This window comes from Shewanella sediminis HAW-EB3 (genome assembly GCF_000018025.1).
Taxonomy (GTDB): Bacteria; Pseudomonadota; Gammaproteobacteria; order Enterobacterales; family Shewanellaceae; genus Shewanella; species Shewanella sediminis.
The window spans coordinates 330,863-353,753 of the sequence record NC_009831.1; the positions used below are offsets into that span (position 1 = coordinate 330,863).

General features: G+C 46.0%; 17 protein-coding genes. 1 reads left to right on the forward strand and 16 read right to left on the reverse strand.

The annotated features are described in order from the left end of the window. Nucleotides 1-940 precede the first annotated feature (940 nt). From glnG to glnA, 11 genes are all read right to left on the reverse strand, one after another. On the reverse strand, nt 941-2,356 hold the full coding sequence (gene glnG / locus SSED_RS01465) for a nitrogen regulation protein NR(I) (protein ID WP_012004421.1): 1,416 nt from the start codon (nt 2,354-2,356) through the stop codon (nt 941-943). Nucleotides 2,357-2,409: 53 nt separating this feature from the next. Further along, nucleotides 2,410-3,450: a nitrogen regulation protein NR(II) gene (glnL, locus tag SSED_RS01470; protein ID WP_012004422.1), complete on the reverse strand. Its 1,041-nt coding sequence runs from the start codon at nt 3,448-3,450 to the stop codon at nt 2,410-2,412. A gap of 131 nt (nt 3,451-3,581) precedes the next feature. After that, nucleotides 3,582-4,118, reverse strand: coding sequence for a DUF4124 domain-containing protein (locus tag SSED_RS01475; RefSeq protein WP_012004423.1), 537 nt, complete (start codon nt 4,116-4,118; stop codon nt 3,582-3,584). 200 nt (nt 4,119-4,318) lie between these two features. Beyond that, on the reverse strand, nt 4,319-4,996 hold the full coding sequence (locus tag SSED_RS01480) for a type 1 glutamine amidotransferase domain-containing protein (RefSeq protein WP_012004424.1): 678 nt from the start codon (nt 4,994-4,996) through the stop codon (nt 4,319-4,321). An 82-nt stretch (nt 4,997-5,078) separates the two neighbouring features. Further along, nucleotides 5,079-6,236, reverse strand: coding sequence for an iron-containing alcohol dehydrogenase (locus SSED_RS01485; RefSeq protein WP_012004425.1), 1,158 nt, complete (start codon nt 6,234-6,236; stop codon nt 5,079-5,081). A gap of 114 nt (nt 6,237-6,350) precedes the next feature. Beyond that, a complete protein-coding gene (locus SSED_RS01490) occupies nt 6,351-6,953 on the reverse strand; it encodes a TetR/AcrR family transcriptional regulator (protein WP_012004426.1) in 603 nt (200 codons plus the stop codon). Nucleotides 6,954-7,112: 159 nt separating this feature from the next. After that, nucleotides 7,113-7,430 carry a hypothetical protein gene (locus SSED_RS01495; RefSeq protein ID WP_012004427.1) on the reverse strand — a complete coding sequence of 106 codons (318 nt, stop codon included), beginning with the start codon at nt 7,428-7,430 and terminating at the stop codon, nt 7,113-7,115. A 121-nt stretch (nt 7,431-7,551) separates the two neighbouring features. Beyond that, complete coding sequence (locus tag SSED_RS01500; RefSeq protein ID WP_012004428.1) at nt 7,552-8,751, reverse strand: dicarboxylate/amino acid:cation symporter; 1,200 nt, start codon at nt 8,749-8,751, stop codon at nt 7,552-7,554. A gap of 77 nt (nt 8,752-8,828) precedes the next feature. Then, a complete protein-coding gene (locus tag SSED_RS01505) occupies nt 8,829-11,624 on the reverse strand; it encodes an ATP-binding protein (protein ID WP_012004429.1) in 2,796 nt (931 codons plus the stop codon). 5 nt (nt 11,625-11,629) lie between these two features. Then, on the reverse strand, nt 11,630-12,586 hold the full coding sequence (locus SSED_RS01510; protein ID WP_041421487.1) for an ABC transporter substrate-binding protein: 957 nt from the start codon (nt 12,584-12,586) through the stop codon (nt 11,630-11,632). 194 nt (nt 12,587-12,780) lie between these two features. Continuing rightward, entirely contained in the window at nt 12,781-14,190 is a 1,410-nt protein-coding gene (gene glnA / locus SSED_RS01515) for a glutamate--ammonia ligase (RefSeq protein ID WP_012004431.1), read from the reverse strand. 379 nt (nt 14,191-14,569) lie between these two features. Between glnA and typA the strand changes: the two genes are divergently transcribed. After that, nucleotides 14,570-16,393: a translational GTPase TypA gene (gene typA / locus SSED_RS01520; RefSeq protein WP_012004432.1), complete on the forward strand. Its 1,824-nt coding sequence runs from the start codon at nt 14,570-14,572 to the stop codon at nt 16,391-16,393. 314 nt (nt 16,394-16,707) lie between these two features. Here typA and SSED_RS01525 read toward each other — a convergent pair whose 3' ends face one another. From SSED_RS01525 to SSED_RS01545, 5 genes are all read right to left on the reverse strand, one after another. After that, a complete protein-coding gene (locus SSED_RS01525; RefSeq protein ID WP_012004433.1) occupies nt 16,708-17,922 on the reverse strand; it encodes a 4Fe-4S binding protein in 1,215 nt (404 codons plus the stop codon). 284 nt (nt 17,923-18,206) lie between these two features. Continuing rightward, nucleotides 18,207-19,136 carry a SphA family protein gene (locus SSED_RS01530; protein ID WP_223295941.1) on the reverse strand — a complete coding sequence of 310 codons (930 nt, stop codon included), beginning with the start codon at nt 19,134-19,136 and terminating at the stop codon, nt 18,207-18,209. Nucleotides 19,137-19,308: 172 nt separating this feature from the next. After that, complete coding sequence (locus SSED_RS01535) at nt 19,309-20,505, reverse strand: MFS transporter (RefSeq protein WP_150104300.1); 1,197 nt, start codon at nt 20,503-20,505, stop codon at nt 19,309-19,311. 139 nt (nt 20,506-20,644) lie between these two features. Then, a complete protein-coding gene (locus tag SSED_RS01540; protein ID WP_012004436.1) occupies nt 20,645-20,983 on the reverse strand; it encodes a cytochrome c3 family protein in 339 nt (112 codons plus the stop codon). Nucleotides 20,984-21,049: 66 nt separating this feature from the next. Continuing rightward, nucleotides 21,050-22,576, reverse strand: a complete 1,527-nt coding sequence (locus tag SSED_RS01545; RefSeq protein ID WP_012004437.1) for an FAD-dependent oxidoreductase — start codon at nt 22,574-22,576, stop codon at nt 21,050-21,052. Nucleotides 22,577-22,891 lie beyond the last annotated feature (315 nt).

The following is a 22,891-nucleotide window of genomic DNA, read 5'->3' on the forward strand; positions in this document are numbered from 1 at the left end:
GTCGACCCGCCGCTGAGCGGGACCTCCCGCTACGAATCACAGATTCTCCGCGTTCAATTATGGCTAAATACTGCGTATTTATAGCGCCATAATTTCACCCCCATGTGTCCACTTCGTGGACTACGAGAGTAGGTCATTTCCAGGCGCCTAATAAACGATAAATCCCCAGCACTTCGTGTTGGGGATTTTTTCGTTTAACGGCTTTTTGAAATGACCACTCGAACATGGGGAATATAAAGAGTCCGAACGCAGTGAGGCTCAATACTCATGTAGAGTAGGGTGGAACTGCTGCGCTTATCAAGTGTAGCTTGATGCTGCGGTGTAACGCGGAGAGCTTGCTCGAAGCTGACCATGACAGGCGCCTTGCTTGGTTTTGCAGCGGACTTCTCCACTTATGCAGGCATGAATGCCACATTGGTTTATAAAGAGCCGACGTCGCGCCGATAACAGCTCTTTCAATATCCACACTTCCACCATCTGATGTTTAGGATTTCCAAATGCCTCGATGCAAGGCTGCCAAGGATGATACAAGCTTCGCGGCTGAAGCACGCTCCTACATGGGGGATGGGAATTGTTAGATTGTGTAGGGCCGGCTTTAGCCAGGAATCGCTCATTTCGTTATACAAGCTTCGCGGCTAAAGCGCACTGCTACGCGGGGGCTGTGCATCATTCGATTGTGTAGTATCGGCTTTAGCCGGGAATCGTTCATTTCGTTATACAAGCTTCGCGGTTGAAGCACACTTCTACGTAGAGGCTATTCCCTACTTCTGATGTTGCCTACATCAGAATGATACTTTCCTTGTCCCTATGGATCCGTTTCCAAGGAAAGGCCATGGTGGCATATCCGCAGCTGACCATGACAGACGCCTTTGCTTGGCTTAGTGCTGTATAAATAAAAAAGCCTGCTGCTACAGCAAGCTTCTTTATTTGGAAGAGATACTTACTCCATAGCCAGTTCTTTCAATTTTCGTGTCAGTGTATTGCGACCCCAACCTAAGCGTTTAGCTGCTTCTTGTTTATGACCGTTAGTATGTTCCAAGGCCGTTTCGAGTAGTATGCGCTCAAAAGCTGGTTGTACTTCGGTAAGCAGATCACTTTCACCTTCTTTCAGACGTTGGTTAATCCAGTTCTTTAAAGACTCCTGCCAATCAGCAGTTTCTCCTGAGCGATCTATATTGGAGCTGTTGGGTTCTTTGAGCAGCTCAGGGGGGAGGTCTTGAGGTAAAATTTCCTGCCCGGATGCCATTACCATCAACCAGCGGCATGTGTTCTCAAGCTGACGCACGTTTCCAGGCCAAGGCAATTCAGAGAGTTTTTTTGCCGTTTCAGAGGTCAGAACCTTAGGTTCAACCGCTATCTCTTTAGCAGCAGAAGAGAGGAAGTGACGAGCGAGCTGAGGAATATCTTCTCGTCGTTGTGATAATGGTGGCAGATGAACCCTTATGACATTAAGGCGGTGAAATAGATCTTCTCGAAAATCACCTTTCTGTACTAACAGTTCAAGATCCTGGTGAGTAGCAGCAATGATCCTTACATCAACTTGAACAGGAGAGTGTCCACCGACTCGATAGAATTGACCATCTGCTAAGACTCTCAATAATCGTGTTTGAACATCGAGTGGCATATCACCAATCTCGTCCAGAAACAGGGTGCCTCCATTTGCCTGTTCAAACCTGCCTTGTCTGACACCTGCTGCTCCGGTAAACGCCCCCTTTTCATGGCCGAAGAGTTCAGACTCAATCAAATCTTTAGGTATTGCAGCCATATTAATCGCGATAAATGGTTTTTCTTTTCGTGGGCTGTGCTTGTGTAGTGCACCTGCAACCAGTTCCTTACCCGTTCCGGACTGACCATTAATCAGCACGCTGATAGAGGATCTCGATAATCGGCCTATCGCGCGAAATACCTCCTGCATTGCCGGCGCCTCACCTATTATCTCAGGTGCTTTGACCTGTATCTCCTCAGGAGTATTACTTGCCTGCTCGGTAGAGTGGGTCAATGCTCGCTCTACAAGTGCAATGGCCTCATCGATATCAAATGGTTTCGGCAGATATTCGAATGCCCCGGCTTGATATGCGCTAACTGCACTGTCCAGATCCGAATGTGCCGTCATTATAATTACAGGAATGTGGGGGTAATGAACTTGAATGCGTTCGAGTAGACTCAATCCATCCGTTCCTGGCATTCTAATATCTGAAATAATGACTTTAGGCTGTGCCAGTTCGAGCGCCTCCCAAAGTGATTCGGCTGCCGCAAAGCTTGCACTGGTAATACTGGCGCCCTTTAATGCTCTTTCAACTACCCAACGAATAGAGCTGTCATCATCGAGCACCCAAACTTGTTCCGTTATACTCATGATTTACCCCGCCCTGCTCTTATTTATAATCTTGTGTTATTTGCTTATGGTTGTTAGTTTTTTATGGGAAGTAAGATTGTGAATTCAGTCCTCCCAAGCTTGGAATGGCAATCAATTCTACCGCCATGTAGCCGAGCAAAGTTATGCGCAATCGATAAACCAAGTCCTGAACCGTTATCACGACCTGTTACCATAGGGTAAAAAAGTGTGTCTAATAGTTCAGGTTTGATACCTGGGCCGTTGTCTATGATGGATAAGGCTAATACAAGTTTGTGTCTTAAAGTGCCGATGGTGACTTGGTGCTGGGTGCGCGTCCTTATCAATATCTCCCCGCCTGCGGTGTCGAGTGCCTGAATTGCATTTTGAACTATGTTGAGTACGGCTTGTTGCAGCTGTTCAGGATCCATTTGAATATCGGGTATGGAAGGGTCGTAATCTTGCTTCAGCGTGATGTTCGGTGGAAGGGCCATGTTCACAAGGTTAAGTACTTTTTGAACGACTTCATGAATATTATGCAGGCTATGTTGGGTTGGTCTCTGGGGGCCGAGTAATCTGTCCACCAGATTTCGTAGTCGGTCGGCTTGCTCGATAATAAGATCGGTAAACTCATTCAACTGCGGATCATGTAGTTCACGAGAGAGCAGTTGCGCTGCACCACGAAGGCCACCCAAAGGGTTTTTGATTTCATGCGCCAGGTTTCTCACCAAGTATTGAGCGGCTTGTTGTTGCGCATCTAAAGTCAGTTGTTGATGAATACGCCTCTGTTGATCTACCTGCCTGAGTTCTAACAGCCCTAAGCCCTGTTCCTGCTCTAAAGGGGTGAGCGTTATGTCTACGGTATGATGTTGGTTATCCAATGTTACCAGGGGGGCGGTATTAACCGTGAGCCCTTGGTTTTCTCTGATAGCCTTACTCAATAAATCGGTACTTACGCCAAGGATTTGAAAACTGTCTGATAGAACATGTTCGGTTAAGCGATGGCTTCCCACACCTAAGAGCTGCTCAGCCGCTGCGTTGGCATAGCAAAGCTTGAGATCAACATCGATGACCATGACTGCTGTTACAAGGTTATTGAACAGGTGTTTTATATCCATCAGTGCTCCAAGTTGACTTACTGCACCATCATGGTGCACCAAATTGGTGCACTCTGCAACTTTCTTCCACTGAGCAATATCTGATTGACTAAAAGCTTAACTATTTAATTTTATAGTGTTATTCAACTTATCTAATTAAAAGGAGTGACTTTTGCCTTACTGTTTATTATGGCTCGGTGGAGAAAGATCTTCCTTGGTGAAGTCGTTGCAAGTTGTTTGCCATTTTGGGCTACCGCTTTAATGACGAAAGAGTGTTCGCCACGGTCAATATTTTTAAGACTAAAGATAGGGTTTTCTTGCGCGGGGCCAATCACCTTGTCGTCCATCAAAATGACGAGTAGATGCTTGGGTTTCAGATCGGGTGTTATTGTCGCCATTATGGTGATATCGCCATTATTATCTCGAATGGTTTCATCTTCTTTTGGCGTTAGAATACTCATTTTATACTGAGTAGAAGGTACTGTTTGCTCTTCTGTATCAGAAGCTGAATTTTTGGGAGCCTGGATTGTGATCTGGTTTTGAGTGTTACTTTTAAATTCGACGACTTCTGAATTCTGTATTGGCTTATCTGAATAGTGGATCTTGCCATCTTTGTCGACCCATTTATAAACAGCCGCATGGGAGATCACTGTAAAAAGCAAAAGACTGAAAATAAGAGCTAAACGCATAAAAGTTCCTTTGTTACACATAGGTAAGCCTTTCAAGATTAGCTTTTATTCGGCTAAAAATCATGGAGAAAATACGCTTATCTGGATTATAGATAGATTAATTAAGATGGTTTAGGGTGATCATGTACTTTCCTTTGCCTGATAAAGCATAAGACGGTGCGCCATCTGGCGCACCGTAGTGAAGGGCGAAAGAATCAGAGTTAACCTAGCTGTTTAATCATCTCGTCAGCAACTACTTCAGATGACGCAGGATTTTGCCCAGTCACCAGATTTCCATCAACAGCAAGGTAACTTGCCCAGTCATCGCCCTTACTATACAAAGCGCCGTTTTCTTGCATCATCTCTTCGACTAAAAATGGTACGACATCCGTTAATTGAACGGCAGCCTCTTCGGTGTTGGTAAAACCAGTAACACGCTTACCTTGTACCAATGGCGTGCCATCGGCTGATTTTACATTTTTAAGAGCCCCCGGAGCATGACAGACCAGACCGACAGGCTTATTCGCCTGATAAAAGGCTTGGATCAATGCAATTGAGTGAGCGTCGTTGGTCAGGTCCCACAGTGGACCGTGGCCGCCAGGATAGAAGATGGCATCATAATCTTCGGCCTTAATGCTGGCCAGAGTAAGAGTGGTAGCTAACTGCTGTTGGGTTTCACTGTCTTGATTGAAGCGGTCTGTTGCTGCAGTTTGAAAGTCTGCTTGCTCACTGGTTGGATCCAGTGGCGGCTGTCCGCCGGCTGGCGATGCTAAAGTGATGTTGAAGTTCTTGTCTTTAAAACGGTAGTAAGGACTCGCAAATTCCTCTAACCAAAAACCTGTTTTTAATCCTGTATCGCCAAGCTTGTCGTGAGAAGTCAGTACCATCAATATGTTCATTTTATTATCCCGTTTACTCGTATCTTCTGTAAGGTTTTAGCCTGCAGGCGATCGTTATGACTGACCTGCAACTTGTCATAGTTTATAAGTTACGTTCTAGAATTTTGCGACTCATGGCTAAATCGACATCTTGTTTCTCACCGAGTGCTGTCATGCCATGCTTTTCAAGTTTAGTCATGATTTCGTCAATACTTGCTGCCGTCAGATCGTAGTCAGAAAGGCGGGTTTTGATCCCCATAGCTTCGAAGAACTCACGGGTTTTGGTAATAGCTGCATCGATTCTTTCATCAATCGTTCCCTGGCTGATTCCCCAAACCCGCTCGCCATATTGCAGTAGCTTTTCCTGTTTGCTATCACGTCGGCAATCAAGCATTCCCGGCAAGATCATTGCGATAGTACGAGCGTGATCTATGTCGTATAGTGCGGTTAACTCATGGCCAATCATATGAGTTGCCCAGTCGTGGGGGATACCTTTACCAATGACACCGCTCAGTGCCATAGTGGCCACCCACATTAGGTTGGCTCTGACATCGAAGTCATCAGGCTGACTCAGTGCCTTTGGACCCAGTTCGATTAGGGTCTGTAGTAAACCTTCGGCGAATCTGTCCTGCACGGGCGCATTAACCGGGTAAGTTAAGTACTGCTCGGTAATGTGGATGAAGGCATCGACAACGCCGTTAGCAACCTGACGCTCGGGCAGCGTGAAGGTTTTACTGGGGTCCAGTACTGAGAATTGTGGAAATACGTGGTCGCTCATGAAAGAGAGCTTGGCTTGAAATTCTTTTCGAGTGACGACGCTGGCACTGTTCATCTCTGAACCTGTTGCTGGCAGAGTGAGCACCGTACCAAATGGCATCGCCTCTGTTACCTTAGCCCCCCAACTTAGCAGGATATCCCAAGGCTCACCCTCAAACAGCGCTGCAGCGGCAACGAATTTAGTCCCGTCAATTACAGACCCACCACCGACAGCCAGAAGAAAATCAATCTTCTCTTCTTTAATTACGGCGACGGCTTGCATCAAGGTTTCGTAGGTGGGGTTGGCTTCTATGCCGCCAAACTCAACGATATCTCGCTGGCCTAATGCTGTTTTTACTTCATCTAAAGTACCCGTGCGTTTCGCGCTATTACCGCCGAAAAGGACAAGTACCTTAGCCTTGCTTGGGACCAGTTTATCCAGTTCGGCAATCTTGCCTTCACCAAAGCTGATATGTGTTGGGTTGTAATAGTCAAAGCTGTACATAATTCTTCCTATCTTTGCGACCAGTCTTATCTGCTGAGGTTAGTAGACCAGTCGTCTAGTGCTTCATTAAAAAATACCCGCCTTAATCATAGGCGGGGAGATAGATATTGTTGGTTAATTTGCCGTTGAAACGGTTAGACCAAGTTGCTTTCGAGTAGCCTCTAGTACACGTTCAATCACTTTTGGATCGCGGCTTAGCTTATTCATCAAGCTGGCACCTAGCCACATCTGGTAGAGCATTTCAGCGGTATTAAACCCATGCATTTCAGGAATTGAACCGTCATCAATACCTGCTTCAATGCAGTTTGCTATACGACTGATAACACCTGTAGAGCCTGTTTTTAATGCTAAACGCATAGGCTCAGACAGATCGGCAACTTCGGCACTTAATTTCACTACGAGGCATTTTTGATCGATACAAGTATCGCTTTGAGTTGCTTGCCAGCGTAACCAATATTCCATCAGGCGCTCCAAGCCTGAGCCTTTCTCTGGGGCGAAAAGTTCATCAATTGCGCTTAGGTAAGTCTTAAAATAGCTATTAATGATCTCTTCACCGAACTGCTCCTTTGACTTGAAGTAGTGGTAAAAAGAGCCTTTCGGGACGTCGGCAAACTTTAAGATCTGCGACAGGCCAACATTTGAGAAGCCCTTGCTGGAAATGAGCGTATAGCCAGAGTCGATAATATGCTGGCGTGTCAGTTGAGTGTCTGTTTTCATATGACTAGAATAATAAAGAATAGACCGGTCGTCTAGTGTTTTTATCTTAAGATAAAATATCTGGAGCAGAAGGTCTGTTTGGTGTGGATGTCTTGAAGATAGAAATTTAAGGTAAGGCCTTCGACATATCGAAGGCCTTACCTCCGGAGGGGATGAGAATTATTTTGAACTTGGGTTAAGGGCGCGCAAATGTGTTTTACGGTACTCGTAGCGTTGATTAATGGTGTTAAGCTCACTAATTGACATCGCTATTGCAATTGGCTGAGAGCCATTTTCATCGCCTGAGGTAAATTTTTGTGCAGTGCGGTTTACGAAGTCCACCACATAAATATTTGCAGATGTTTCATTATCAATAAGTGTTTTAACTTCCTGAGCCGAACAGTCATTGCAGACAGCAATATCAGACATGGCAGCGTAGCTTGTGGATGTGAAGAGTAGAGACAATGAGACTAAGGTTGCTTTGATTTTATTGTTCATGCAGATTCCTTCTTATCAATTAATGTGACCTGTATCACAAGAATCCTAGTCGAGATTTCTCTTTGTGTCTATTTTTTATTCATTATTGTCTTTGGGAATCAGTAGTTTAGCTGATGCTAATCTATTGTGGAGCCCATCTGTTTATTCGCTCGATTATTTGAGTCGCATTAAGATCGTGTATCACATTGATCACTGTGGAGAGAGCATCGGTTACAGTCCCTATCACGACTAGAATTGGAATGGTTTCAAAAGGAAGGCCTAAGGTTGTGACAATGAAGATCTCTCCTAAAAATGCCCCTCCGGGAATGCCACCTATGATAAATGCAGATAACAATGAAATAAGAATGGTGATAACAAAGACTTCAGGTGTAAATGCTAATCCCAACAGTGAATAAATGAAAATAATCTTGAGGGCGGTGATCATAGATGCTCCGCCTTTATTAAGGTTCACCAGCAATGGGAGGCAGATGTCGGCAACCTCTTCCTGAATCCCCATTTTAACTGCAGCGCGAAGGTTCACTGGTAGCGTGGCTAAAGAGGAACTCGTGCCCAGTGCTGTCGCTGCCGGAGCGATAGCATGTTTCCAAAACACCTTAATTCCTTGTTTCCCCCCACCTACCCAGGCATACAATGTGGATCCCAAGGTCAGGTAGATAAGCGAGGCAATAAAGAAGAGTCCAATGGTACGGGCAAAAGTTAAAATCAGCTCCGGATCTTGACTGGCCATGGTGGAGGCGAAATAGGCACCCAGGCCTATGGGGGCAGCAAGCATAATGATCGCAACGAGCTTCATGATAACAGTATTGAGACTGTCTAATAATGACGATATTTTTTTACCATCCTCCCCCGAGCGCCCAATGGCGATCCCTGACAGCACTGACATAATAATCAGAGCGAGTATATTCGACTTGGACAACAAGCCTGCAAAGTCGCTGGTAGTTAATAAGTCTACAAAATCAATGTCGCCAACAGATGTTTGAAGACTTTGGTTGAGATCTAATGAAACTCCCTGTGCGGGATCGAACAGCATGGCTAAGCCGAGAATTCCGATAGCAGGGATAATAGCCATAATCACAGATATCAGTAATATGCTAACAAGAATGGCCCCCAGCTTATTGAGATCTTTCATACGCGCTATAGAAGAAGTAACGCTGATTGCGACTAAGGGGACAATGATCATAAAGAGCAGATTAAGGAAAATTTGCCCTATAGGTTTAAGCGTTAATGCAAGCTCAGGAAAGACGATTCCCATACCGCCACCAATGAAGAGCGCCGATAATAAAATGATTGATGTTCTGTATGGCTGAAGCTTATTCCGCATGTTTTATCCAGATAACTAAGCTATAGCACGAGTAGAGAAGGCCAAGTTGTTCAATAATCATTATAGTCTGCCCAGAGTCAGTTCCTCATCTCGCTTTCTGTATCATGGCCAGCTAGCGTACTTAACAAAGCTTGCTTAATATCATCGGGGTCTAGTGGTTTAGATATGTAGTCATTCATCCCAGCTTGCAGACATCGCTCCCGGTCACCCACCATCGCATTCGCCGTCATAGCTATGATGGGAATATGTTTGTATTGATGACCCGTATAACCGGCCCTGATCATCTGAGTCGTTTGATAGCCGTCTAAACGCGGCATTTGGCAGTCCATAAAAATTAATTGATATGGTGAGGTTATCGAGTCTTTGAGTATCTCAATGGCCTGCTCCCCATCTGATGCAATGTCTATCTCCAGGCCGAATTCGGCAATGATCCCTTGAGCCACCATTTGGTTGGTTTTGTTGTCTTCAACAAGGAGCAGCTTGGGAAGCCTATCTTCAAAATAGCTTTTCAGATCCCAGTCTCTTTGAGTTTGCGGAGCAAGCCGTTGAACAAGGTGAGGGGCAGTTTGGTCTATCTGCTTTAACGCTATCAATAGTTGCTCTAAATGCAATGGGTTACAGAGGTAAGTGAAAATTTGTTCATTGAGGTATTGAGTCATGATTGATTCATCGATGGCTGCAATGAAAAGTAGGATTGGTGTATCGGGTAAATCTGTATTGCTCGCCAGTTTCGCAAGTTCGGTTTCGATGGCCTCTTGTCCTGCGGGGAGGTGAATAATGGTGAGTTTGGGTCGATATGTATCCGAAATACTTGCCGGTTTAAAATTTGCCAATCGAGCCGCCTTGACGACCTTAAGGCTGGCATTTAATAAGTTGAGCGTTTTTCCCAGAACTTGATCGGCTCGCGTTCCTCGGCTAAAGAAAAGGATGGGTAGGGAGTTCAGGTCTGTGGCATACAGATCATCTTTGCTCGCGATTTCGACTCGAACGTTGAAACTAAATTTACTGCCTTTACCTTCAGTACTTACCACTGAAATACTCCCCCCCATGAGCTCAGTAAGACGTTTAGCTATCGAGAGTCCCAGACCAGTTCCGCCAAAGTGACGAGTCGTCGAGCTATCGGCCTGAGTGAAAGGTTGGAACAGCTTTTCAAGCTGATTCGATGCCAAACCAATACCGGTATCTTCAACTGAGAAGTTGAGTCGCGGTTCGATATCGTCATTCTGTTTCACATAAACAGTGATACTGCCTTTCTCGGTAAATTTAATCGCATTTCCAATCAGGTTTGTCAGTACTTGAGAGATGCGAGTAGGATCGCCTTTAAAGCTCTGTGACGTTATGTCGGTGATGTCGCTAACAAGCTCAATGCCTTTCTCTTGTGCGCGAATGGCTAGAGGGCGAATAGTTTCATTGAGTAGATTGGTCAAGCTAAAATTAACGGACTCTATGGGAAATTTTCCAGATTCAATCTTTGAAAAATCAAGAATATCGTTGATTAAGCCTAGCAGGTTTCTTGCGCTGCCTTGGGCGGTATCTAAGTGATTACGTTGACTTTGATCCAGGGCTGTACGCTCTAACAGGGTGAGCATACCTAAAACCCCATTCATCGGTGTGCGGATCTCATGACTCATACAGGCGAGAAACTCCGATTTAGACTGTGCAGCCGCTTCTGCGGTTTCACGGGCATCATCTAAAGCCAGGTTGTTCATCTCAAGCTGGTGGGCATATTTCTCAATCTTCTTTTCGTTATCTCTTGTCTGAGTTCTATCCTCAATACAGATAAATATTCCTTTTATTCTCCCTTCGTTATCGATATCCGGTATATGGGTGATATGAAAAAACAGACTCATATTTTTGTGAAAAAACTCAGCGTCTAAGGTGATTGAATCACCTTGTAACGCAGTTTCAATGGGCCGCTCGATTAAACTGAATAATTGACTGGGGAGTACCTGTCGGCAAGTTTGCGTTAACACCTCCTCCATCGGTTTGGCTAACCACTGCAGACTATATTGATTGATAAACTGAATTTTTTTGTCGATATCTACATACAGTAAATGCACCGGAAGCGCGCTAGCCATGTTCTTGATATATCTGTGTGATTTTTCGACCTCAGCTTTTTGCAGTAGTTGTTTATGGATTGAACCATTATAACTATTTGCCAGAATGCTAAATTCATCATTAGTAGACACTTGCAGAGGTTCGGGAATTTGCTCGCTGTTATCTTGATTCAGTAGCTGTTGCGTCATCTTTGAAAGCGGCTTTAACACGACGACTCGTTGAATAAAAATATTAATCAACAAGAGTAAAATTAACCCGCCAATCACGATCAACATTAAGTGATTTCTGGCTTGCTGTAAGATTCTTTCGAGCGCTTGCTTGTTATATTCGAGGTAGATAATGTAGGGCTTTAACCGGTTTGCTTGGGGATCTACCAGGTGGATTTTTACAGACTGATGTAGGCTGTTATCTATCAAGATCCCCTGATCTCTTTGACTACTCTTAGCGGGATTATTGATGAGCTTCATAATGGTATTGGAAAATACCAGATTGGCTCTTTTACCATTGTTTTGTACTAAGCTATCGGCGCTAATGCTGAGATCTGAGGCCTTGATGACGGTAAGGCGTGTGATGTTTGGGTAGGTGGATAACACCCCAACCACTCTGATCATATTGCTGGTCTGTGAGTTCGTTTCAAGGGCAAGCTTTAATGAGTCCGTTATTTGGGTTAATTCATGATGGGCTTGAACTTTAAGTCGTTCCCGTGTCTCCTGAATAAAGTAACCACTCAAGATCACGCAGATAATAAATCCTATGATCAGCGTGCTGAGATTGAGCCTGAACCCTATGCTATGTCGATAGCTGCTCGGTGCCATATACTCTAAATGCCTGAGTGAAACAGAGATTCAACATGTAGACAGGAGCTATTAAAGGCACCAACTTGATTGAGCGTGTTGCAAACCGACTTTGAAAGCTTAGTAAGCTTCTCTTTATCTTTGAGTAGTTGCTTTTGTTCCATGCTGGATAACAGGTGAATATCGCTGAGCGCCTGGTTAAATTCGATTTCTGAGATCTGTTCCCGTTCAGCCATGTGCTTTACGGCCTCTTCCGGATGCTGTTCCAGATAATCCATTGCCAGTTGCCAAGCTTGTTGCAGTTGAGAGGTTAACTTTGGATTTCGGGCAATGACCCCTTTCGATAGAGATACAGTATCGAGAATTTCGTTGGGGATCTCAGCTGTCGTGAATATCCGATGGCTTGCGAGCTTCTTGTCATTTAGAATATCGAAAGAGTAGGGAGGGTAGGTAACCATGGCGTCTATCTGTCCATAGGCTAACGCTTGATGGGCATTTCCCTGTTCCATATTCACAATTTGAACATCATCGAGCGACATGTCCGATACCGCTAACGCTCTTGCCAAGATGTAGATCCCGAGAGAGCTGACCTCACAACCTACTTTCTTACCCTTTAAATCGGTAATGGATTGAAACGACTCACTCCCTAAAATCACATCGCCACCGTTTGAATAGTCGGCGAGTAGTGCAATGGTTAATGGTTCTCCTCCAAACTCCTGCGCCTGAACGGCTTCCACTATGGTACTGGTAAAACCATCGACTCGCCCATTGATGTAGGCCCGTTGAGCGTCCGATAAGGTGGCGGTTTGTACCAGTTTTATATTGATGCCTACTTTTTCGAAGAAGCCTTTCTTTTCGGCTAAATAGAGCAATTCATAGCCTGGCCATGGGTTAATCGCGATGGTTATTTGCGGTTGAGGTTTCTCGCCACCGCAAGCTGTTAGCATGAGGGTAATAAGAAGGCTGGCCAAGTATTTTATCATGGTCATGATCTACAATAAAATTTAATGTAGTTATTAGGTTAGTAGAGCGAATTCGATATCGCCAAAAAATAACCAATATGATTTTCTGAGGCTTAAGCGGCCGTAGGATGAGGGGAATGAGTTGGGGAATGGCAATAAAAAAGCCCCGGAAATATCCAGAGCTATATCGATGTTACATTCGAATCTGCTGCATATTACAAGCTGTAATAAAGCTCAAATTCAACTGGGTGAGTCGTTTGGTTTACGCGCTCAACATCGGCAGACTTAAGTGCGATATAAGAATCGATGAAGTCATTACAGAATACTTCGCCACGAGTCAGGAACTCACGGTCAGCATCCAGACACTCGAGTGCATTTTCCAGTGACGTTGCAACTGTTGGGATCTCCGCAGCTTCTTCAGGAGGTAGATCATAAAGATCTTTATCCATCGCTTCACCTGGGTGGATCTTGTTTTGAATACCGTCAAGGCCAGCCATTAGCATTGCAGAGAATGCCAGGTATGGGTTAGCCATTGGATCACCGAATCTAAGCTCGATACGACGTCCTTTCGCACTTGGTACCATTGGGATACGGATTGAAGCTGAACGGTTTGCGGCAGAATATGCAAGCATTACCGGCGCTTCAAAATGTGGGATAAGACGCTTGTATGAGTTAGTTGATGGGTTAGCAAAAGCGTTGATTGCACGCGCATGCTTGATAATACCACCAATGTAGAACAGGGCCATCTCGCTCAATCCGCCGTACTTGTCACCGGCAAATAGGTTCACACCGTCTTTCGCCAGAGATTGGTGAACGTGCATGCCGCTACCGTTATCACCAACGATCGGCTTAGGCATAAAGGTCGCTGTCTTACCGTAAGCGTGAGCAACATTATGGATAACATACTTAAGTACCTGAACTTCATCGGCCTTTAGCGTAAGCGTATTAAAGCGAGTCGCAATTTCGTTTTGACCGGCAGTCGCCACTTCGTGGTGATGCGCTTCAACAACCTGACCCATCTCTTCCAGAACGAGACACATTGCAGAACGTAGGTCTTGTGAAGAGTCAACAGGAGCGACAGGGAAGTAACCACCTTTGACGCCGGGACGATGACCCGTGTTGCCTTCATCGTAATGAGTGCCTGAGTTCCAAGAAGCTTCTTCTGCATCTACCTTGTAGAAACAACCTGACATGTCGGCGCCGTATTTAACGTCGTCGAATAGGAAGAACTCTGGCTCTGGACCAATCAATACAGTGTCTGCAATACCTGTAGAGCGTAAGTACTCTTCGGCTTTTTTCGCAATCGAACGAGGGTCACGGTTGTAACCTGTCAATGTGCCAGGGTTTAAAATGTCACAACGAATGTTCGCGGTGGTTTCAGCTGTGAAAGGATCAAGTACGAAACTTGCTGCATCAGGCATCAATACCATGTCTGATTCGTTAATGCCTTTCCAACCTGATATTGAAGAACCGTCAAACATCTTGCCGTCTTCGAAAAAGTCAGCATCAACCTGATGGCTTGGGATGGAAACGTGTTGCTCTTTACCTATCGTATCGGTAAAACGCAAATCAACAAACTTAACTTCTAATTCTTCGAGTTGTTGTAAAACTGATTCAGCTGACATTCTAAGTCTCCGAGTAGGGTAAAGGGGTTGCCCTTTTTATATTTAAATTCTTTAGCGCTCAAATATGAGTTTGGCTTCTGTCTTTATTATAAAGCTAGAGTCATGCCAATTATTTAAGCCTATGATTTATATGGGAACTGAGCTGGTGGGCAATGAACGGCAATAGACGGTTGCACTAAGTTGGTGCGCCAAGTGTTCGATGTTGGTGCGCTCACCAAGCTGGTGCGAATGTGTCTAATAGGGATTATTCATAGCTGACTAAAAAATAATCCTGTGCGAGAGCCCTCGGCTAGAGTAGAATGGCACGTTTTTTATTGCAACAGCTATTATTAAAGCTGTTACAAATACCCCCTATATTTTGATGGTAAGAGGTTTATCTGTGTTAGAGAATTTACGTAACATCGCCATTATTGCACACGTTGACCATGGTAAAACTACCCTGGTAGACAAGATGCTGGCGCAGTCTGGAACCCTTGAAACTCGAGGAGAAGCCACTGAGCGGGTGATGGATTCGAACGATCTTGAAAAGGAGCGTGGAATCACGATTCTGGCAAAGAATACGGCCATCAAGTGGAATGATTACCGCATCAACATCGTGGATACACCTGGTCACGCCGATTTCGGTGGTGAAGTTGAGCGTGTTCTCTCTATGGTTGATTCAGTACTGCTTCTTGTTGATGCGGTTGACGGCCCTATGCCGCAAACTCGCTTCGTAACTAAGAAAGCATTTGCTCAAGGCCTTAAGCCTATTGTTGTTATCAACAAGATTGACCGTCCAGGCGCTCGTCCTGATTGGGTTATCGATCAAGTATTCGATCTTTTCGACAACTTAGGCGCTACCGATGAGCAGCTAGATTTCCCAATCGTTTATGCTTCTGCATTAAACGGTTTCGCTTCTCTTGATCCTGAAGTATCAGAGGGTGACATGACTCCTCTGTTTGAAACTATCGTTGAGAAAGTTTCATCTCCTGACGCTGATGCTGAAGGTGATTTCCAGATGCAGATCTCTCAAATCGACTACAACTCATACGTGGGTGTTATCGGTATCGGTCGTATCAAGCGTGGTAGCGTTAAAACTAACCAGCAGGTCACTATTATTGGCGCTGATGGCAAGAAACGCAACGGTAAAATGGGCCAGGTATTAGGTTACATGGGTCTTGATCGTAACGAAGTTGCAGAAGCAAATGCTGGTGACATCGTTGCAATTACAGGTCTTGGTCAGCTACAAATTTCAGACACTGTCTGTGCACCTACTACAGTAGAAGCACTACCTCCATTGTCTGTTGATGAGCCAACACTAACCATGACCTTCCAGGTCAACACCTCTCCATTCGCTGGTAAAGAAGGTAAGTACGTGACTTCACGTAACATCCTTGAGCGTCTTGAGCAGGAATTGGTTCACAACGTTGCACTACGCGTTGAAGAGACTGATAGCCCGGATCGTTTCCGCGTATCGGGTCGTGGCGAACTTCACCTATCTATCCTTATCGAAAACATGCGTCGTGAAGGTTACGAGCTAGCCGTTTCTCGTCCAGAAGTTATCGTTAAAGAGATTGATGGCGAGATGTGTGAGCCGTTCGAAACGCTAACCGTTGATGTTGAAGAAGATCATCAAGGTACTGTTATCGAGAAGCTTGGTATCCGTAAGGGTGACATGAGAGACATGCAGCTAGATGGTAAGGGTCGTGTTCGTATCGACTTCGTTATCCCTAGCCGTGGCTTGATTGGTTTCCAAACTGAGTTCATGACAGCGACTTCTGGTACAGGTCTTATCTACCATTCATTCGACCATTACGGTCCAGTGAAAGGCGGTGATATCGGTCAGCGTGCACGTGGCGTATTGATCTCTAACGCAACAGGTAAAGCACTGACATTCGCATTGTTTAACCTTCAGGAACGTGGTCGTCTGTTTATTACACATGCTGCAGAAGTTTATGAAGGTCAAGTTGTTGGTCTACACGCTCGCGCTAACGATCTTACAGTTAACTGTTTGAAAGGTAAGCAGCTTACCAACATGCGTGCATCGGGTACCGATGAAGCACAGGTACTGACTCCACATATCGAAATGACACTTGAGCAAGCGCTTGAGTTCATCGATGATGACGAGCTAGTAGAAGTAACGCCGCTGAACATTCGTGTTCGTAAGCGTTACTTGACTGAAAACGAGCGTAAGCGTCATAACCGTGCGGCTAAAGACGCTTAAGCGCTAGCTTTGAGATAGCCGTTACGAGATAGTAGCTGCGAGTTTTAAGCTGTAAGCGTTAAGCTTTAAAAAGCCCTGAACATGAAAATGTTCAGGGCTTTTTGTTATCTGCAGATTGGGATACTTGTCGGTTAACAAGTTTTAAGTAACTTTGTAGGCTGGTTTCATTGAGCAGATTGAGTACTTTGCTATATATCGAATAGCATGACTTCCATTGATGTCTATTGCTTGCAGCAAGCTTGTGTACATATAAGTATCTGCACATAAGGTGCGAGGGTCCTGGAATCTAGGTTCTAGGACCTATAAGCTGATTTTTAATGCCCTATCGACTTCAAATGCTGTATCAGATAGATACGATCCTGATCCAAGGTTTGGCTGTGCCAGAAGTCGCCGACATAGGCACCTAATGGGATTATGAACATAATGAGTAACAGCATGATGGTTAATCCCCTTGCGGATAGCTTAATCCCATTGCGGGTACTGAAATGCAATGCTTCCCTCTTAGGGCAGGCGGAGACGCAGCGCATACAGGCTTGGCATTCATCGGAGCGAATGTTTTTCTGGGTGTGAACAGATATGTTAGCCGGGCAGGCGCGGGTGCATTTATCACAGTTCATCCCTTTGGTTTCGATTAGGCAATGCTGAGTGCTTCTGCGGATCTTAAATGGACTGAGAAAACTGATGATGCCAAGCAGGGCGCCATAAGGGCAGATGTAACGACAAAACCCCTGACGACGCCAGGCCGATAATCCCAAGATGAATGCGAAACAGATTAATGTAATGAGTCCCGGCGTGACAAAAAACAGCGCCATCTTGAGGTCGGCTATCTTATGATAGTTGCCCGCTAAGTATTGCGGGATTGAGGCCGAAGGCATGCCGATAATGATATAAAGTAGCGCAGCTAACAGCAGATATTTCAGCATTCTAAGTGGCCAGTCTAACCAAGCTGGTGGCATGAACTCCTGTTTGATGAAACGCTTTCTCAGCTTATACAGATATTCTCCCGCAAGACCGAGGGGGCACGCCCAACCACAGAAGGCGCGTTTACAGAGCAAGCCTGTTAACAGTACGACGGCCAACATGACTGCGGCGGCCGGGTGGGTCTGATCCCATAAGCCTAAGGTCATAATCGCCTTGAGCTCTATTCCCCCGGCGATGGGGAGAAACGCATCGCCGACATCGGGCCTTGCCAGCCAAGGGGTTATTCCGGCCTTGAGCATGGCGGTGTTAGCGGCGAATTGTACGCCGACTAACAACATAGACAGGGCAAGCAGGTGTTGAATACCATCACGCAGAGAATTAGCCCTGAGTTCACCCTTGGCGGCCTCCGGTCGTAGTTTGGTGAAGATTGTCAGTGAGGTAGCAGCGATGGCAAGCGCCACGAGCAGTGGCCAGTATAACGAGCTTATACCGGCTCCGACCGCAATGATGATGGTGACAACCGCTCCCGACTTTTTACCGCTCCAATACAGCAGGCTCGCACTGTAGGCCAGTGCCAGCATTAAGGTTAAAGATTCAACAAAGCTCATATTTTTCTGATTTAGTAACGACTTGTATCTGTGTGAGGGTTATTGTTTGGATAAGTTCTTTGGTGATGAGTCTTTTGTGCAGAAGGTCTAAAAAAAATATGGCTTATTAGCGGAAAAGTGGCCGAAGATCACAGCGTTGTAATACCGTGCAATCCCCATATTCGAAACGAGAGGCTGGCAAATGCTTACCCAAATCCCTCAAACAGAACCTCAAAGACTTGAGGTGCTATCGAAAAAACACCGGCGTGGTGCCGGTGTTATTGTGATAGATGTCAGGCTAACTCTTAGAATGACTTGGTCAGGGTGAAGACAAATGATGAACCTTTTGCGGTATTTTTGGTGCCAAACTCATTCACGTAGCGCAGGTTACCCTGAAGTAGCCAGGGCAGATAGAAAACGTTGACCTCACCGCCAATACCATAGCCAGTCTTACGTTCACCGGCTAATGTTCCGTGGCCATCCCGGCTGTCATCGCTGATCTGCCAGCTGGCACAATAGCTCAACCCCGGACGAAGCAACCAATGTTCATCCAGTGCGAACTGCTTACCTATGCCACCCTCTATGATAAATTCTGCGCCCGGACGAATATCGGTATCGTCCTGCTCCGAGTGCACCAGGGTACGGGTTAGGCCACTGACACTCCAGGACTTGTCTGAATCCAGGTAGTAGGTTCCTCCAAGCGTTAACATGCCTGACCAATAGCCCATACCGGGCGATGCGGCGTCTGCAGGGTCATAGTCACCCGTGGGGACAATCACTGATAACCCAAGCGCCGCCTCATAGTTATCACGGAACCAGAACAGGGCCAGAGGCTCCAGAACGACATCCCCCAAGGCGAAGGAGGTGCTGTCATCGACACCGAAATCGGCGATCGAGGTTTCTTTGTTAATCATGGGAACGATGACGTTATAGGCCCAGTTGGCACCGAAAAGTTTCTTTTCGGTGACGTGTACCAGCCTATGCACCTGAACGTAGGCATTGATATCGACATCCAGCCCCGTGTCATCGCCATTATCATTGGTCAGAGCATCGGCGTTGTACCAGGTGTTGTACATTCGGTAGTGTATTCCCGGCGGTGGTGGTGTACCGGCTGCTACGCCCTCGCCACCAATCGGGTAATGGGAACCTGAGGTCGCAGCAAAGGCGGAAGTGGTACTCAAGAGCAGGCCTGCTACTCCAGCCACGCGGAGCAGAGCTCCTTCTGTATTATTCAATGGTATTCTCCTTAGTTTATCTCATGCTGTGGTTATCTTTATTCGGTAAATCTGGGTTCGGTAAATAAACGGTGTTTCCAATACTGTGCTGTAATTAAGGTGCGCTCTGTGACTCACTCTCTACGTCGATGGATGCCGGCTAGGTTGTGCCAGGCTTGTTCGAGATCGGGGATTAGTTTTTGCATCTGCTGTCGACAGGCGAAAGCAGAGAGGGGTGAGTAATTAGGGCAAATAACAATATCGTTGAAGCGCCTATTACCCCTGCCGAGTAAAATACGGCGTCTATTCCGAAGCCACTCAAGATAAACGCGCCAAAAATGGGGCCGAAAATAAAACCTAAGTTCATTGCACCATTGAATATCCCCACCGTGTTGCCTGTGCCGTAATGCGTTCCCTCTTCTACCAGCATGGCGGTGCAGGCGGGCTGTGACAGGGCGCTAAATAAGCCGAGGAGGGTGGTTGCGAAGATAATTTGGGTGAAGGTGAGTGTGGCGGGAATGATCAAATAGATTATTGAGACAGATATGCCGCCAAGGATGATTAATATGGCGTGAGAAACCCTATCCGCAAGCATGCCCATAGGCCGCAGAAGGAGCGTGATAGTGAGACAGCTTGAGGCCATCACTATCCCTATTTGAGTCCCGGTTAACTTAAGCTCTTCAGTTAAAATAATAGGAAGAAATGTGCCTGTAAGAGAGATGCAGCTGGCTCGTCCAAAGATAAAGGCCAGTAATCCTCTTAAGTTTCGGCTCCGGATGATGGGCTGAATGAGGGATGACGGTTTATTGCGGCTTGAGTGCGTGGTGGCGACACGAGCCGAACTATCTCGAACGCAGCAAGTGCAGAGCAAAATGGCTAAGATACAGAGGAGTGTCACCCCTGAGAATATGGCCGAGAACCCCAGTTGATCTTTCATGTAACCACCCACTATCGGCCCGAAGGACAGGGCTGCATAGAAAGAGATATCGAAGGTCCCCATAATCGAGGAGCGTTTCTCTTTAATGGCAGACTCGCTGACCAAGGAAACAATAACCGGCCTGAACATGGCGCAGGCAACGCCCTGAAGTAAGCGTGAGATCGCAAGGATAAACAGGTTGGTAGAGACTAAGAATAAAACTGAGACCAGCAGGTAGATAGTGAGGGAGACAAGCATTATCTTTTCGGGGCCGAAGGTGTCCGAACACCGCCCCATAAAAGGGCTGAAAACTGCTTTTGCCACTGAGTAGGATATCAGCGGTAGGGCCAACAGTGCGCCTCTTCCTCCCAGTTCAAACACATACACAGAGAAGAAGGTATCGCAGATCCCAAAACCCAAGGTAACGATAAAGTTGATCACGAAGAGGAGCTGGAAATGATTGCGATGCGCCATTCTTGTAACTCTATAGAAGTTCCGGTGATCAGGTCTCATTCATCAAGATGAGACGAGGGCTGACCGACAGCATGGCTTAGCCATGTCGTCGGTCCTGCAGGGAACAATAAATATCTGGGGATTTTGTTATTTATGCTTTCTAAGGCAGCTCGACTTCATACTGATGACAATCGTTGCAATACAAGACGGAGGGTTCATGGGTCTTATGGCAGGCGGTACAACGCACTTCGCCATGGGGGGATTTATGGACGTTTACCACTCTCTCCTCTACCTGAAACTCCTTAACTTCAACCAGTTCTCCATGGCAGTTTTTACATAACGAGGTTTTACCTCTGCGAGTGGGGGTATCTGTTCCATGGCAATCCATACAGGTGATGTCTGCGTCTTCATGTACTTTGGAAAGTTCGCCGGCATAACTTGGAGCGTTAACAGCAAGCATTAACAGGGCTGCGGTAGCGATGGAGGCTAAATATTTCATAATCATCTATTCTTTATTGGATAAAAAAAACCGAGACCCAAAAAATCGGATCTCGGTTAAGGGGGACTACAGCTTCATCTTCTGTGCGATGTGCTCGGCAGCGAAACGACCCGAGTTGATGGCGAATGAGCTGGCCATACCCTCAAGAGTCAGGTTATATGAATCACCATATACGCCGCCCACTTCGCAACCTACAACATATAGGCCGCCAACAGGCTTCATATCTTTCTCACGCAGAACCTGCATATCGGTGTCGGTGGTTGGGCCACCGAGGGTGATTAGCGTGGCGTTTTGACCTTTAACGGCAAAGTAAGGAGGCTTGTCCATAGAACGAACGTACTTGCGGTTTTTAGGGAACTCTTCATCTACACCGTTGATGGCATAACGGTTGGCGTCAACCACTGTTTGCTTAAAGGTGGCTACATCAATCCCCATCTTTTTAGCCAGACCTTCGATGGTGTTTGATTTAACTAACCAACCCTCTTTTTGGCCGACTTCGATACCCTCGTCCAGCAAGTCGAGCTTATGACCAACACGCACCCAGTCACTGTGAGAGATGTCGATACCATCTGTCTTCATGTACTCTCTCATGTTGTCATCGAAGACGGCGAAGTAGCCATTACCCACACGTTCTACCGCAGGGCCTGTGTTGTGCCATAGTGGCGCCTGGCTTTCATCGATGAAACGCTTACCGTCTTTAGCAACCCACATGTATGGCTGGCGTAATAGAGAGGCCATCTGTGAATAGACTGTCGTATGCTCCGGGTGACTTAGCTGAGTGTTTGGATCTTTGCCATATAACCATGCGCCGATTGCCAGATGGGTCTTCATACCTTCCAGTCTTGCGCCTGTCTCTTCCCACCACTTGATACTGTCGCCATCACGACCCTTTTTAGGACCTACAATCAGGTGGTCGGTGCGGATACCGAATTTTTTTAACATCTTAGGGTTGTTGATGAAGCCACCAGTAGCAACGATGACACCGCCCTTAGCGTTAAAGGTATAGGTATCGCCTTCGCCATCTTCGGCGATAACACCGACCACTTTTCCGTCTTTATAGACAAGCTCAGTTGCCGGTGTTTCCGTGTAGATCTTACCGCCGTTCTTGGTGAAAGACTGCTCCATCTTCTGCACGAACTCGACGCCTTTACCATCTTTAAAGATGTGCCAGGTACGGTTACCGTCTTCGAAGAGGGTGCGCACGTCATGGAAGGTGACGCCTTTCTCTTCCATCCATTTGATAGACTCGTCTGAACGATTAATCCATTTGCGCATTAAGGGACCGTTGATAAAACCATGGTTGAATTCCATATGGTTCTTATAAGCCCAGTCTTTGGTCAGGCCAATGTACATCGATTTTTGCTGTTCAGTTTCAACGGCGAAAGTACCTTCGATATAGAGCGCCGAACCACCGATGTTCGCTTGCTTCTCTAACAGTACGGTTGTCAGACCTTTTTCTTCGGCGGCAGCCGCGGCTGCCATACCACTGGCGCCGGAGCCAATTACAACCACATCGACATTTTTGGTGTAATTTGCCGCATAACTGCTCGCGCTTAATAAGCTCAAAGCAATTGCCATGGAAAGTTTGTTCATTCAGTACCACCTCTTGTTTAACATTCGATTTAAAACACGTTTTTATTTATGGGTTTCTGTTAACTTCTCGTTATACAAATCTGTAATTAATGACTGCTGCTGGAGTTCGAATGCCCTTCTATTTCAGTTTCAGTCAAAAGATCGGTATTGAAAATATTAGAGACATCACATATGCGTTGCAGCGCATCCTATTGATAAGGTTTACTTAATTCCCCTAGTCTCGTGATTTAAGATTGCACTTTGCGTGCCAATCGGTAAGTTACTGAATTGGTATGGTTTTATGTTTTTTGTGCAAGGTGTTGTAGTTCCGAATAG